The following is an 11,887-nucleotide window of genomic DNA, read 5'->3' on the forward strand; positions in this document are numbered from 1 at the left end:
TTCGGGCGTATCGCGTGAGCACCGAGATCGGTAACAGAAAGTCACTACAGTTCGAGAAGGCGCACCGGGCGGTGAATCCGGGCCGGCGAGAATGAGGTGAACGAAGCCATGGATCTCGGCACTGTCGATCGTGTTCTGCTTCCCCGCTCGCGTGCGGATCTGCCGCCGGGCAGCGCGGACGCCGCGGTAGTTGCGGGCGGCACGTGGCTGTTCTCGGAGAAACAGGACCACCTGACCACCCTGATCGACATCACGGCCCTGGGATGGGAGCCGTTGATCGTCGACGAGAACGGACTCGGGATCGCAGCGACGTGCACGATCGAGACTCTGGCTCGATTCGAGTCCGCCTTCCCCGCAACCACCTTGTTCCCTCGGTGTGCAGCCGCCCTGCTGGCCTCGTTCAAGATCTGGAAGACGGCCACAGTCGGCGGAAACGTAGCGCTCGCCCTGCCTGCCGGAGCCATGATCTCGTTGACTGCCACCCTGGACGGCGTCGCAGAGGTGTGGTCGGCACACGGCCCCGAGCACGACTACCGTCTGCCTATCGACCAGCTGGTCGTCGGCCCCCAGACCACGGTGCTCCGACCCGGGGATGTGCTGCGCAGCATCGACGTTCCGCGGCACGCCCTCGAGTCGAGAACGGCGATGCGCACGATGTCGCTCTCACCTCTCGGCCGATCGGCGGCGGTGGTGATCGGCCGCGTCGACCCCGACGGCACATTCGTGTTGACCGTCACCGCGTCGACCGTTCGTCCGTTCGTACTTCGGTTTTCGGCTGTACCGACGGCGCACGAGCTCGACGACGCCCTTGCCGACACTATCGGCCCGCAGCACTGGTACGACGATCCCCATGGTGCGCCGGATTGGCGTCGACACATCAGTTGCGCTGCGGCGCAGTCCGTTCGCGAGGAGCTGTCATGATCGTCGACATCAACGGCGTACCGACCGAGGTCGCCGCGCGACCGGGTCAATGTCTGCGCACTTTGCTCCGCGAACACGACCGTTTCGAGGTCAAGAAGGGCTGCGACGCCGGTGACTGCGGCGCGTGCACGGTCCTCGTCGACGGAGAACCGGTGCACTCGTGCATATTTCCCGCCTACCGCGCGGCCGACAGGTCCGTCACCACCGTGGCCGGGCTCGGCACCCCGGAGGATCTGCACCCGATGCAGCGCCGGTTCGTCGAGGCCGCCGGATTCCAATGCGGGTTCTGTACGGCCGGGATGGTCGTGACCGCGTCGACCCTGACCGCGGACGACAGGGACGAGCTGCCGGCAAGACTGAAGGGAAACCTGTGTCGCTGCACCGGGTATCGCGCCATTTCCGATGCCGTGAGCGGGGTGGTCAACACCGAGAAGGTGGCCGACGGTCCGGCATGCGGGCGTTCGCTCGAAGCCCCCGCAAGCACACGGATAGTCACCGGAACCGAGCCGTACACGCTCGATCACTCCCCGCCCGGGCTGCTGCACGCCAGCGTTCTCGGCAGTCCGCATGCCCACGCGCGGATCGTCTCCATCGATACCACGGCCGCGGAACAGGTGCCGGGCGTGCAGCTGGTGCTCACCTCGAAAGACAGCCCGGCGGTGGCATTTTCCACAGCCAGACACGACAGCCGCGTCGACGACCCCGACGACACCCGGGTACTCGACACCGTCGTCCGGTTCATCGGCCAACGTGTGGCGATCGTGGTCGCGGAGTCGATCGCCGCCGCACAGGCGGGCTGCCGCGCCCTCATCGTCGAGTACGAGGTGCTACCCGCCGTGTTCGACCCCGAGTCGGCACTCGCCCCGGACGCACCGAAGATCCACGGCGACAAGGACGCAGCGGCTCGGATCGCCGACCCGTCCCGAAACCTGGTGGCCGAACTGCACGGCAGCACCGGTGACGTCGACGCCGCGGTACGTGATGCCGCAGCGGTGGCCACCGGACGATGGACTACTCAGCGAATTCAGCACGTGCACCTGGAAACTCACGGCACCATCGGTTGGCTGGACGCCGACGGCCGGCTTCATCTGCGCACCAGCACCCAGGTTCCCTACCTGGTGCGCGACGAGATATGCGAGATCTTCGGCCTCCCCCGGGATCGTGTCCGCGTGTTCACCGCACGGGTGGGTGGCGGGTTCGGCGGCAAACAGGAACTACTGACCGAGGACGTCGTCGCCCTGGCCGTTCTGCGGACCGGTCGGCCGGTGCAGTTCGAGTTCACCCGCACGGACGAGTTCACGGTCGCACCGTGCCGACACCCGTTTCGCGTCGACGTCACCGCCGCCGCGAGCGCCGACGGCGTGTTGACCGCACTGTCGATCGACGTGCTGACCGACGCCGGGGCGTACGGCAATCACAGTGCCGGAGTGATGTTTCACGGGTGCGGCGAATCGGTTGCGATCTACCGGTGCGCCAACAAGCGGGTCGACGCGAAGACCGTGTACACCAACAACATTCCATCGGGTGCCTTCCGCGGCTACGGACTGGGACAGGTCATGTTCGCGATCGAATCGGCCATCGACGATCTCGCCCGAGAGCTCGATATCGACCCGTTCGAGTTCCGCCGCCGCAACGTCATCGTTCCCGGCGACGAGATCGTCGCCGCGCACCTCGAAGGCGACGACCTGCAATTCGGCAGCTACGGTCTCGATCAGTGCATCGACCTCGCCGAGAAGGCCATCAGGCAAGGCAACGGCGAGCCTGCGCCGTCCGGCTGGAAGATCGGTGAGGGAATGGCGGTGGCCATGATCGCCACCATTCCGCCCCGTGGCCACCGCGCCGAGGCCACCGCGTCGCTGCTGCCCGAGGGCGGCTACGAGATACGCGTAGGAACAGCGGAGTTCGGAAACGGGACCACCACCGTCCACACCCAGATCGCGGCCAGCGAGCTGTGTACGTCGGTCGACCGTATCCGCGTCGTGCAGTCCGATACCGAGTCGGTCGCCTACGACACCGGTGCGTTCGGCTCGGCGGGGACCGTCGTGGCAGGCAAGGCGCTCTACGCGGCGGTGCGCGGGTTGTCGGCCCGCATCGTCGAGGTCGCTGTCACCGCGACCGGGCACCGCCCTTCGGACTGCGCGTTGGGGCCCGAGGGGGTGCGGTGCGGAGATCGCTTCGTCCCGTTGGACGACGTACTGGCATCGGCGGGCGGCACGTTGACGGCGAACGGCAACAGCGGCGGACTCCCGCGATCACTGGCGTTCAACGTGCAGGCATTTCGGGTGGCGGTCGACGAAGCGACCGGTACGGTCGCGATCCTCCAGTCGGTGCAGAGCGCCGACGCAGGCACCGTGATGAACCCGCAGCAGTGCCGGGGTCAGGTCGAAGGCGGTGTCGCGCAGGCCATCGGCAGCGCACTGTACGAGGAGATGCGCACCGACGGTGCGGGGCGAATCACCACCGACTCCATTCGTAGCTACCACGTTCCCCAGTTCGCGGACATTCCACGAACCCAGGTGCTGTTCGCGGACACCTACGACCGATTGGGCCCGTTCGGCGCGAAGTCGATGAGCGAGTCACCGTACAACCCCGTCGCCCCCGCACTGGCCAACGCGATCCGTGACGCGGTGGGAGTGCGCTTGCACCACTTGCCCATGTCCTCGGACCGCGTCTGGCGAGCGGTCAACGATCGTAGAACGTCTGCAGAATGATCGTGCTGCGCGTCTGCACGTGCGCCGTAGCGCGAATTTCCTGAAGTAGATGTTCGAGGGCGCGCGGCGACTCGACGCGCACCATCAGGACGTAGCTCTCTTCGCCTGCAACCGAGTGACACGACTCGATGGCGGTCAGATGCTTCAGTCGTGCGGGGGCGTCGTCCGGCCGAGCCGGATCGATCGGAGTGATCGCGACGAACGCCGACAACGGACGCCCCAGAGCTTCGGGATCGACCTGCGCCGTGTAGCCGCGAATGACTCGTCGCGACTCCAGGCGTCGAACTCGCGACTGGACAGCCGACACGGACAGAGACGCCTTCTCGGCCAACGTTGCCAACGTCGCGCGGCCGTCCGAGATCAATTCGTCGACGATCAGGCGGTCGACGCGATCGAGGTTTTCACTCACGTGCGCAATCTAGCTCAGATCCCCGCCGATGCCCCTCTGCCCGCACGAGACATGACCGTCTGCTCACACGAACAGCGGGGGCAGGGCCAGAACCATGACCGCCGACCAGCTGACATGCGTCAGGATCGGTGCCAGAATTCCGCCCGACGCGCGACGTTGCAGCCCCATGACGTAACCGAGCAGCACGGCGGCGAAGCCGAGCATCGGGTTGCCGGACGCGAGGGTGGCGATGGTGTAGACGACCGTCGAGATGATCACCGGATGTTTGACTCCGATGGCGGAGTACAAGGCTCCTCGGAAGAAGATCTCCTCGGCGACACCGTTGAGCAACGCGATGAACACGATCAGTACCAGCGACCCCACTCGGGCGTGTGCGAGCACGTTCTCGGTGAAATCGGCGAGCGGCGGAATCTGACGGACGACGAGGCCGCCGAGCATGAACACGCCACCGACGGCGAGACCGATGAGGATGGGGGTGACGATCGGCCGCCGGATGGACCCGCCCACCTTGATCCGTCCGAGGTGCAGCGGCCCCGACAGACATCCACCGACGATCCACACTGCGGCCAACACGAGCGTCAATGCGTAGAACGACGGGTCACCCGGTTCCACCTTGAGCGAGAAATACAGCACCGTCGCCCCGATCACCAGTGTGATCAGCACGATGATGCGCCGTTTCCTGAACGCCGCGTCGGACTCCCGGTGGTCTCGCTCGACAGGATCGACCAGAGCGGACTTCATCACGTTCAGCGCGGTCGTCGACCACGTTGCCATCATGCCTCCTCGGTATCGGTCAGTCGGCGCACGACCGACTTCGCGCGTCGGTTCACACTCGCAGCCACATCGAGGTTGGTACGCACTGCTGCTGCCACGGGCTTCGATGCCAGCAGTCGACGGCCGCCCAGAGCCTCGACCAGACCCCAGGTGCGGTCCGAGGACGCTGCCACGCCGTGCCGCCGGACGCCGAGCGCATCTCCGCCGCTCCATGCTGCGTCGGTGTTCGCCAGTCGCAGCGGGTCCTTCAGTGCACAGACCCCGGGCGGCTCGCCCACGGTTCCTCGCACGCTACGGGCCATGGCGTCTGCGATGGTGGTCAGACCACGGGGCGGATCGGGGACGAGATCCCGAATCCGGCTCTCCGACGTGGTCATCGTGTTGTGCAGTGAACCGACCAGATCCTCGGCGAGCCCGGCGGGCACAGGAATGATCTTTCCGATCACCTTGCCGGCGAGTGACGTCGGAACGAGCGGTACCGGTATCCCGATGCGCTGCAGCCCGGCGGCTTCGACGTAGGCGAACACCAGGTCGCGGTACGGGACCACGTCCGGGCCGCCGATGTCGTAGGAACCTGCTGGGACGGTGTCGGTATCGGCCGACGCCACCAGGTAGTGCAGTACGTCGTCGACTGCTATCGGTTGAACGGGCTCGGCGAGCCAGCTCGGCAACGGCAGCACCGGCAGGCGGTCCGCCAGATAGCGGAGCATCTCGTACGACGTGGAGCCGGCGCCCATGACGATCGCCGCTCGCAACCACACCAGGTCGATTCCGTCCACCGTCAGCGCCTCACCGACGTCGGCGCGACTGGCCAGGTGCTCCGACAGGTGGGCGTCGTCGGGGACGAAGCCGCCCAGGTACACGATGCGACGCACTCCCGCTCGCGCGGCGGCCGCGGCGAACTGCTCGGCGGACGTCCGGTCCTGGGCACGGTAGTCGGCTTCGCCGATCGCATGGACGAGGTAGTAGGCGACATCGATGTCGCCCGACTCGGCGAAGGCCGCGGCACAGGATTGTTCGTCCGTGACGTCGAGCGACACCGCGGTCACGGAATCGTAGAAGTCGAAAGTGCGCAGGTTCTTCGGAGTCCGAGACCCGACGACGACGTCCGTGTCGTCTGCCAACAGGGCCGCCACCAGCCGAGACCCGATGTACCCGCTGGCACCGGTGACGAGGACTCTCATGCGTCGAGGCTAACGGCAGTCGGGGCGTTGCGTCGGTATGGCATTGTCGCTCCTATGGCTCTCGTGTTGGCAGGTGTGGTCCTCCCCGACCCTCTCGGTACCGAAACGGTGCTTCGGCGAGGAGCCGCAGTGGCGCGGGCCGGTGTGAGCTGGATGTTCACCACGGCCGATTTCGCGCTTACCCTGCCCGGCAGAATCGAAGCACTGCTGAGCCGTATAGAGACATTGATGACACGAATCGACCATGTGATCGATTCGGCCGATGCCGTGGTTGCTCATGTACAACGGACGACCGGTGCCGCGGACACCGTGGTCGCGTCGGCATCGGCCGCCTCGCATACGGCGTTGGAGCTCATCGAGATGTTCGATCCCATCGCCAAGAAGTCCGAGCCGATGGCGCGACGCTTCGTCGACAACCTGTCCGACGCCGAGGTCGACGCAGCGATCGCCATGGTCGATCAGCTTCCCGGACTCCTCGACCACATGGAAGCTCTACTCCCCATCCTCGCGACCCTCGATACGGTCTCCCCCGAGATCCACGAGCTTCTCGGAGTGACGAAGGACGTCAGGCGCGCCGTCATCGGCATCCCCGGATTCAAGTTCTTCCGCAACCGGGGCGAGGACAAGTTGAACGACGAGATGGAAGACGAACAGCGGTAGTCGCTATTTGACGAACGCGAAATCTTCACCTGCGTGGAAACGGGCCAGGGTCTCCGAAATGGACCGCCGTGATGGGGGATGAAATGCGAACGCGTGCAATGCTGCTGCGACGTAAGCGATTTCGGGTGACTTGATGAAACCGATCCCGCCCAGCGATTCGATGGCAGCCGAACTGCTGCGCACCAGTGCGTCACGAATCGCGATGCGGTTGAACAGCAATTGCACCGAGATGTCCTGTCCGCGTTCACCTTCGTCGAAGGCACGGGCCACGTTCTCGATTGCCGCCATGGACACCTCGAGTTCGGCCGCCGCTCGAACGTAGCCTTCGTAGTCACCCTTGTCCTGCTCGATCATCCGCTCGAGCAGAGAGGTCGCTGCGCCGATGTAGTTGGCGGAGATCAGCATCCCGAACCAGAGGTAGCCGGTCATCTCGTGCACGCCATCGGGATCGTCGTCCTTGTTGGGTAGGACGAGGCTTGCCGGTACTTCGACGTCTTCGAGCAACACTTCCTCGCTCTGCGCGCCGGCCAGAATGTCGGTGGTCCAGAACGGCTTCACACTCATACCCGGAAGGCCGGCCGGAATCAGCGCGACGGCGCGGTCACCGGAGTCGATCTCGACGCTGCAGGTCAGCAAGTCCATCGAACGTGCCAGACTGCACGGCTTCTTGCTTCCGTTGACGATGTAGTTGTCGCCCTTCTTCACGGCGGTCATCGTCGGAATGAACACACTCCCGCCGGTGACGCCCTCGGAGAACCCGGAAGCGACGATCGCCTTCTGGTCGACCAATCCCTTGATCAATGCTCGGTCGTCGTCGGTGGCACCACGAGCGAATTCGGTCAGGGACGCGAGTGAGAGATGGTGCATCGTGGTTCCCGCGCCCAGAGAGGGTGAGCGAGACCCGATGGCCCTCTGCGCCCGAACCGCGTCGATGGCCGGAGCACCGAGACCACCCAGTTCGCCCGGGACCACCAAGCCGGTACCGCCGAATTCCCGAAACTTGTCTATCGCGTCCGAATCGCGGGACTCCAGTCGGTCCAGTGGGGTTGTGTCCAGATAGTGCAGCAAACCCGGCATGTACTTCTCGAGCGTTTCTCTTTCGCGCACCATTAATCCAGTCACTGTTCATCTCCTTGTGTCACTAATCGATTGTGTGTCACTGATTGATTGCGGCGTCGTCCATTTTGTACCATTAGTCGACCTGGACAAATCAGTCGAATATCAACATGGACAGCGGTAAAGCAGGTGAATTCGCGCTGGACCCCGACAATACCCCGCCACCTGCGGCGATAAACTAAAGGTCTCGTAAAGTTTGTCGATCGAAAGAAACCGAAGTTATTTTTCGGGGCGTATTTACCAACCTATTTCCGTCGCAAGAGCATCTTTTGAAACGCTGAATATTCTTCTGCCGAATACCAATCGCCCGCGCCGCCCGCTCCGAATGAACTCATGAATTCGCGACAATTCACAATCGACTCTGTGAGGAGTTCTGGTACACGATGGTTGTCAACAGATTGATGAAACGACTCGGCGGAGACGAGCGCGTGGATTTGCTGCGCGCTGTTCGAGACGCCGATGTGGTCCCGTACTTCCGCAAGATGGAATCGGCCGTTGCCCCGGTCGTTCGCGTCGAGGGCCGGGACAAAATCATGCTCGGATCCAACAATTACCTCGGCATTGCCGACCATCCCAAGGTTGTCGAGGGTGCCCAGCACGCGCTCGACACATTCGGCAGCGCAGTCACCGGAAGTCGTTTGCTCAACGGCACTCTGGACCTCCACCTCGAACTCGAGCACGAGATCGCCCAGTGGCACGGAACGGACGACGCACTCGTCTTCACCACGGGCTACCAGACGAACCTCGGAACGATCAGTGCGATCGTCGGCCCCGGTGACACGGTGATCGTCGATTCGGCGGCCCACGCATCGATCCGCGACGGCAGCACTCTCTCGGGCGCGTCGGTGGTCAAGTTCAAGCACAACGACATGGCCGATCTCGAAGCCAAACTCCAGCAACCCGTCGTCGACGACGGAGCCGTGCTGGTCATCGTCGACGGTCTGTACTCCATGGAGGGCGACCTGGCACCGCTCGACGTCGTCTCCGAGCTGTGTATCCGTTATCACGCAGCGCTGATGGTCGACGAAGCCCACAGCCTCGGCGTCTACGGCCCCGAACTCACCGGAGCGGCAGAGCTGTTCGGCATCACCAAGGACGTCGACGTCACGATGGCGTCACTGTCGAAGAGCCCCAGTTCCACCGGCGGGTTCGTGACCGGCTCGAGCGACTTGATCGACACCCTCCGGGTCAAGGCCCGCGCCTTCCTGTTCACGACCTCCGGTGTGCCTGCTGCGGTGGGTGCCGCATTGGCTTCCGTCCGCCTGATCCGAAGCGACGAGGGCAAGGATCGGGCTCGACGCGTACTCGACAACGCCGAGATCCTGCGCGGCGGACTGCAATCGGCCGGCCTCGACGTGGCAGGCCGCTCGTCCACACCCCACGGCGATACGGCCGCCCCCATCGTCTCACTCCACATCGGCGACGACCTCGTGGCCATGAGCCTGTGGAAGAACCTCTACGACCGTGGCATCTTCACCAGCGCTGCCTTGCATCCCGCCGTGCCGAAATCCGGTGCCATTCTTCGCCTGTGCGTGATGGCAACGCACACCGAAGAACACCTGTCGACCGCCACGGAGCAGATCATCGAGGCCGTAGCGGAGCTGCCCTCATGAGTGAGCGCCACCGCGGCGTGCGTATCGCGGTCACCGGAGCCACCAGTGACTTCGCGGCCGCGATTCTCCCGAGGCTGTTCGAGGATCCCGAGGTGGACGCGGTCGTCGGGATAGCCCGTCGCCCAGCCCGAATCACGCACCCGAAGTTCACCGCGATCCGCTCGGACATTCGCTCTCCCGACCTCGAGGAGACGTTCGCCGAGTGCGACGTCGTGCTGCACTTGGCGTTCGTGGTCGAGGAGCTCAAAGACAAGACCGAGACCCACGACATCAACCTGCGCGGGTCACGCAACGTCATCGATTCCGCATATCGAGCAGGCGTGGGGAGAGTGGTGATCGCGTCCAGCATCAACGCGTACGGTGCCGACATAGCTCCGGAGCCGCTCACCGAGAACAGTTATCCCGCAGGCGATCCCAATCGCTACTACTTCTACGACAAGGCCGAGGTAGAACACTATGCGGAGTGGTGGCTCCGTAGGCACCCCGGTGAGATGGCCATCTCCATGTTGCGGTGCACGTACATCGTCGGACCCGACTTCGCCAACGACGGGATCGACCAGTTCACCGGGCCGATCGGCGCGTTCCCGGAAGCGGATCGGGCCTCGTATCAATTCTTGTTCCAGGACGACATGGCCGACGCCTTCCACCGCGCGGCCAAGACCGACCTCGTCGGTCCGTACAACCTGGGTCCGGTGGACTGGGTCGGCGTGCGCGAACTCGCTGCGATGCAGGGCCAGTTGATGTTCGACGTTCCACAGAAAGCGGCGACGCGTATCGCGAACATCGCCTTCGCCCTCGGCCTCACGCCGTTCTCCGGGCAGTGGGTCACGCCCGGAGAGCCCATCGTCGATTCGACCGCGCTCGGTGCTGCCACCGGTTGGGCACCCACCCTCACCTCCCACGAGGCTGCCGCCGTGATGATTCTGCTGCAGGGCAAGTCGCTGCTGAGGAGTCAGGACGCCCTCGAACGCGACCTCGCCTGCGAGGCAGCGTTGCGGCCGGCCTCCGACGCGGTCGCGCTCGCCCGCGCAGATGTCGCCGGCCTCGATATCGTGCACCGGCAGCTCGATATCGCCGGCGGTCGAGTGCACATCGAAGTACACCGATCGGCGACGGCCACCGACCAGTCGGTGGTGTTGGTTGCCGATTCCGGTCTGCATGCCCGCTACCTGACACCCCTGGCCGCCGAGATCGCACGGGCAGGCGTCGACGTGGTGGTACTCGACCTCCCCGGCCACGGCCTGAGCACCGGGCTGCGCGGTCGATCATCGGCCACCCAGACCGTCGACGCGGTCGACGCCGCATTGCGCTTCGCTCGCACGCACCTCGACACCGCCCCGGTTGCGCTCCGCAGCGGAGTCCGGCACGCGACCGACACCGTGGTCGGCGGCCTGCGCAGGCGCGCAACCGGGTGGACGACACTGGAGGAACCGAGGTGCCCCGACGGGCTGTTGCCTCCTCGAGTTCGCGTGGACGGCACAGCTGCGCTTCCGTTCGTGTCCACTGCGGCGGACGCTATGGCCTACTGCGCCAGGACGATCGGACTCAGCGCCACCAGCTGAACCTGCTGCGAACGCGCGCGAACCACGATGCACCGTCGTGGTTCGCCGCCGAGGATCGACCCGACGTCACAGCCGACTCCGCGTCGTGCTGTCTTTCCAGGCGGTCGACCTCGGCTCGATTGGTACGCCACCGGGACACCCACGTCTCGACATCCACGGGGCCGAGCGGCACGATCGGCGGGGTGGGAAAGCGAATCCAGTCGACGATGCGAGCGTTGAGCTCGTCCAACACGTCTCGTACGGACTCCTCGCGCCGGAGACCGATCAACGTCGAGGGCAGCCGCTCGATCTCTTTGCGCAACGCCAACGCCGTGGGCAAGAGCGCATCGACGGGCAGATTCTCTCGCCTCAGATAGCCGCGAACCCACCACAGTTCGTCGTCGGGATCGCCCATCGGGATGGGTTTGCCGGTGCCGTCGAGTCCCTCGAATGCGCCGGCGTCCTGCGCCTCGCGGATCTGTTTGTCGACCCAGGACTCGAACGTGACTCCTGGCTTCTTGCGTTCGGTCACTCCATCGACTGTAGAACCGGCCCCGGGTGTTCGCCAGGTGCGCCCGAGACGAGTGAGCCCCGATCCCATGCAGGGGTCGGGGCTCACTCGAATGCGTCGGCTCAGCCGTATTCGGCGACCAAGCGGTCGAACTCGTCACGGTCGATCACCTGAGGCTCGTTGATGGCCAGCGCCTGGGCGTACTTGCTCGCCAGGTGGTAGTCCCGGCCGAGTGGACCGTGCTCGGCGTCGTCCTCGTCCGATTGGATGCTTGCACCCGGCGGCACCTCGTTCTGCAGGCCGTTCGTCTTGCTGCCGAGCAGTGCGTCGAGTTTCGCGGAAATCTTCTGCATGATCTCTTGGTCGTCGGTCATGGCCACCGGGTACCCGAATCGGGCGAAACGACACCGCAGCGCACGAGCTTCGCGCTCCGGGGTTACCTGTCGG

General features: G+C 64.9%; 11 protein-coding genes. 5 read left to right on the top strand and 6 right to left on the bottom strand.

Annotation, left to right across the window (positions count from 1 at the left end; translation table 11 throughout):
• Positions 1-108 precede the first annotated feature (108 nt).
• Both CH262_RS12390 and CH262_RS12395 read left to right on the top strand, forming a co-directional pair.
• On the top strand, positions 109-921 hold the full coding sequence (locus CH262_RS12390) for an FAD binding domain-containing protein (protein ID WP_094717675.1): 813 nt from the start codon (positions 109-111) through the stop codon (positions 919-921).
• The gene (locus tag CH262_RS12395; protein ID WP_094717676.1) at positions 918-3,632 is read left to right on the top strand and encodes a molybdopterin-dependent oxidoreductase; all 2,715 of its coding nucleotides are present in this window, start codon (positions 918-920) and stop codon (positions 3,630-3,632) included. The genes CH262_RS12390 and CH262_RS12395 overlap by 4 nt, the downstream gene beginning before the upstream one ends.
• Here the strand turns inward: CH262_RS12395 and CH262_RS12400 are convergent.
• From CH262_RS12400 to CH262_RS12410, 3 genes are all read right to left on the bottom strand, one after another.
• Positions 3,604-4,041 carry an Lrp/AsnC family transcriptional regulator gene (locus tag CH262_RS12400; RefSeq protein ID WP_027496454.1) on the bottom strand — a complete coding sequence of 146 codons (438 nt, stop codon included), beginning with the start codon at positions 4,039-4,041 and terminating at the stop codon, positions 3,604-3,606. The genes CH262_RS12395 and CH262_RS12400 overlap by 29 nt on opposite strands.
• Before the next feature lie 63 nt (positions 4,042-4,104).
• Complete coding sequence (locus tag CH262_RS12405) at positions 4,105-4,815, bottom strand: CPBP family intramembrane glutamic endopeptidase (RefSeq protein ID WP_027496453.1); 711 nt, start codon at positions 4,813-4,815, stop codon at positions 4,105-4,107.
• Positions 4,815-5,999 carry an NAD(P)H-binding protein gene (locus CH262_RS12410; protein ID WP_027496452.1) on the bottom strand — a complete coding sequence of 395 codons (1,185 nt, stop codon included), beginning with the start codon at positions 5,997-5,999 and terminating at the stop codon, positions 4,815-4,817. Before CH262_RS12410 ends, CH262_RS12405 begins: the two co-directional genes overlap by 1 nt.
• A gap of 54 nt (positions 6,000-6,053) precedes the next feature.
• Between CH262_RS12410 and CH262_RS12415 the strand changes: the two genes are divergently transcribed.
• On the top strand, positions 6,054-6,659 hold the full coding sequence (locus CH262_RS12415) for a hypothetical protein (protein ID WP_032383951.1): 606 nt from the start codon (positions 6,054-6,056) through the stop codon (positions 6,657-6,659).
• 3 nt (positions 6,660-6,662) lie between these two features.
• Here CH262_RS12415 and CH262_RS12420 read toward each other — a convergent pair whose 3' ends face one another.
• Positions 6,663-7,781: an acyl-CoA dehydrogenase family protein gene (locus tag CH262_RS12420; protein ID WP_032383952.1), complete on the bottom strand. Its 1,119-nt coding sequence runs from the start codon at positions 7,779-7,781 to the stop codon at positions 6,663-6,665.
• A gap of 377 nt (positions 7,782-8,158) precedes the next feature.
• On the opposite strand from CH262_RS12420, the gene CH262_RS12425 reads away from it, so the two are divergent.
• Together CH262_RS12425 and CH262_RS12430 are read left to right on the top strand one after the other, a co-directional pair.
• Entirely contained in the window at positions 8,159-9,388 is a 1,230-nt protein-coding gene (locus CH262_RS12425; RefSeq protein WP_027496449.1) for an aminotransferase class I/II-fold pyridoxal phosphate-dependent enzyme, read from the top strand.
• Positions 9,385-10,950 (top strand): NAD-dependent epimerase/dehydratase family protein, encoded by a 1,566-nt coding sequence (locus CH262_RS12430; protein WP_032387052.1) that lies wholly within the window; start codon positions 9,385-9,387, stop codon positions 10,948-10,950. The genes CH262_RS12425 and CH262_RS12430 overlap by 4 nt, the downstream gene beginning before the upstream one ends.
• Here CH262_RS12430 and CH262_RS12435 read toward each other — a convergent pair.
• Complete coding sequence (locus tag CH262_RS12435) at positions 10,934-11,461, bottom strand: J-domain-containing protein (protein WP_032387051.1); 528 nt, start codon at positions 11,459-11,461, stop codon at positions 10,934-10,936. The genes CH262_RS12430 and CH262_RS12435 overlap by 17 nt on opposite strands.
• Before the next feature lie 101 nt (positions 11,462-11,562).
• Positions 11,563-11,814, bottom strand: coding sequence for a hypothetical protein (locus CH262_RS12440; RefSeq protein ID WP_027496446.1), 252 nt, complete (start codon positions 11,812-11,814; stop codon positions 11,563-11,565).
• Positions 11,815-11,887 lie beyond the last annotated feature (73 nt).

Source organism: Rhodococcus sp. 05-2255-1e (genome assembly GCF_002259025.1).
GTDB classification, from domain to species: domain Bacteria; phylum Actinomycetota; class Actinomycetes; order Mycobacteriales; family Mycobacteriaceae; genus Rhodococcoides; species Rhodococcoides fascians.

Excerpts from the sequence above, each read along its gene's own strand:
- CH262_RS12390 (WP_094717675.1), top strand. The coding sequence starts at position 109 with ATGGATCTCGGCACTGTCGATCGTGTTCTGCTTCCCCGCTCGCGTGCG.
- CH262_RS12395 (WP_094717676.1), top strand. The coding sequence starts at position 918 with ATGATCGTCGACATCAACGGCGTACCGACCGAGGTCGCCGCGCGACCG.
- CH262_RS12405 (WP_027496453.1), bottom strand. The coding sequence starts at position 4,815 with ATGGCAACGTGGTCGACGACCGCGCTGAACGTGATGAAGTCCGCTCTG.
- CH262_RS12410 (WP_027496452.1), bottom strand. The coding sequence starts at position 5,999 with ATGAGAGTCCTCGTCACCGGTGCCAGCGGGTACATCGGGTCTCGGCTG.
- CH262_RS12415 (WP_032383951.1), top strand. The coding sequence starts at position 6,054 with ATGGCTCTCGTGTTGGCAGGTGTGGTCCTCCCCGACCCTCTCGGTACC.
- CH262_RS12425 (WP_027496449.1), top strand. The coding sequence starts at position 8,159 with ATGGTTGTCAACAGATTGATGAAACGACTCGGCGGAGACGAGCGCGTG.
- CH262_RS12430 (WP_032387052.1), top strand. The coding sequence starts at position 9,385 with ATGAGTGAGCGCCACCGCGGCGTGCGTATCGCGGTCACCGGAGCCACC.
- CH262_RS12440 (WP_027496446.1), bottom strand. The coding sequence starts at position 11,814 with ATGACCGACGACCAAGAGATCATGCAGAAGATTTCCGCGAAACTCGAC.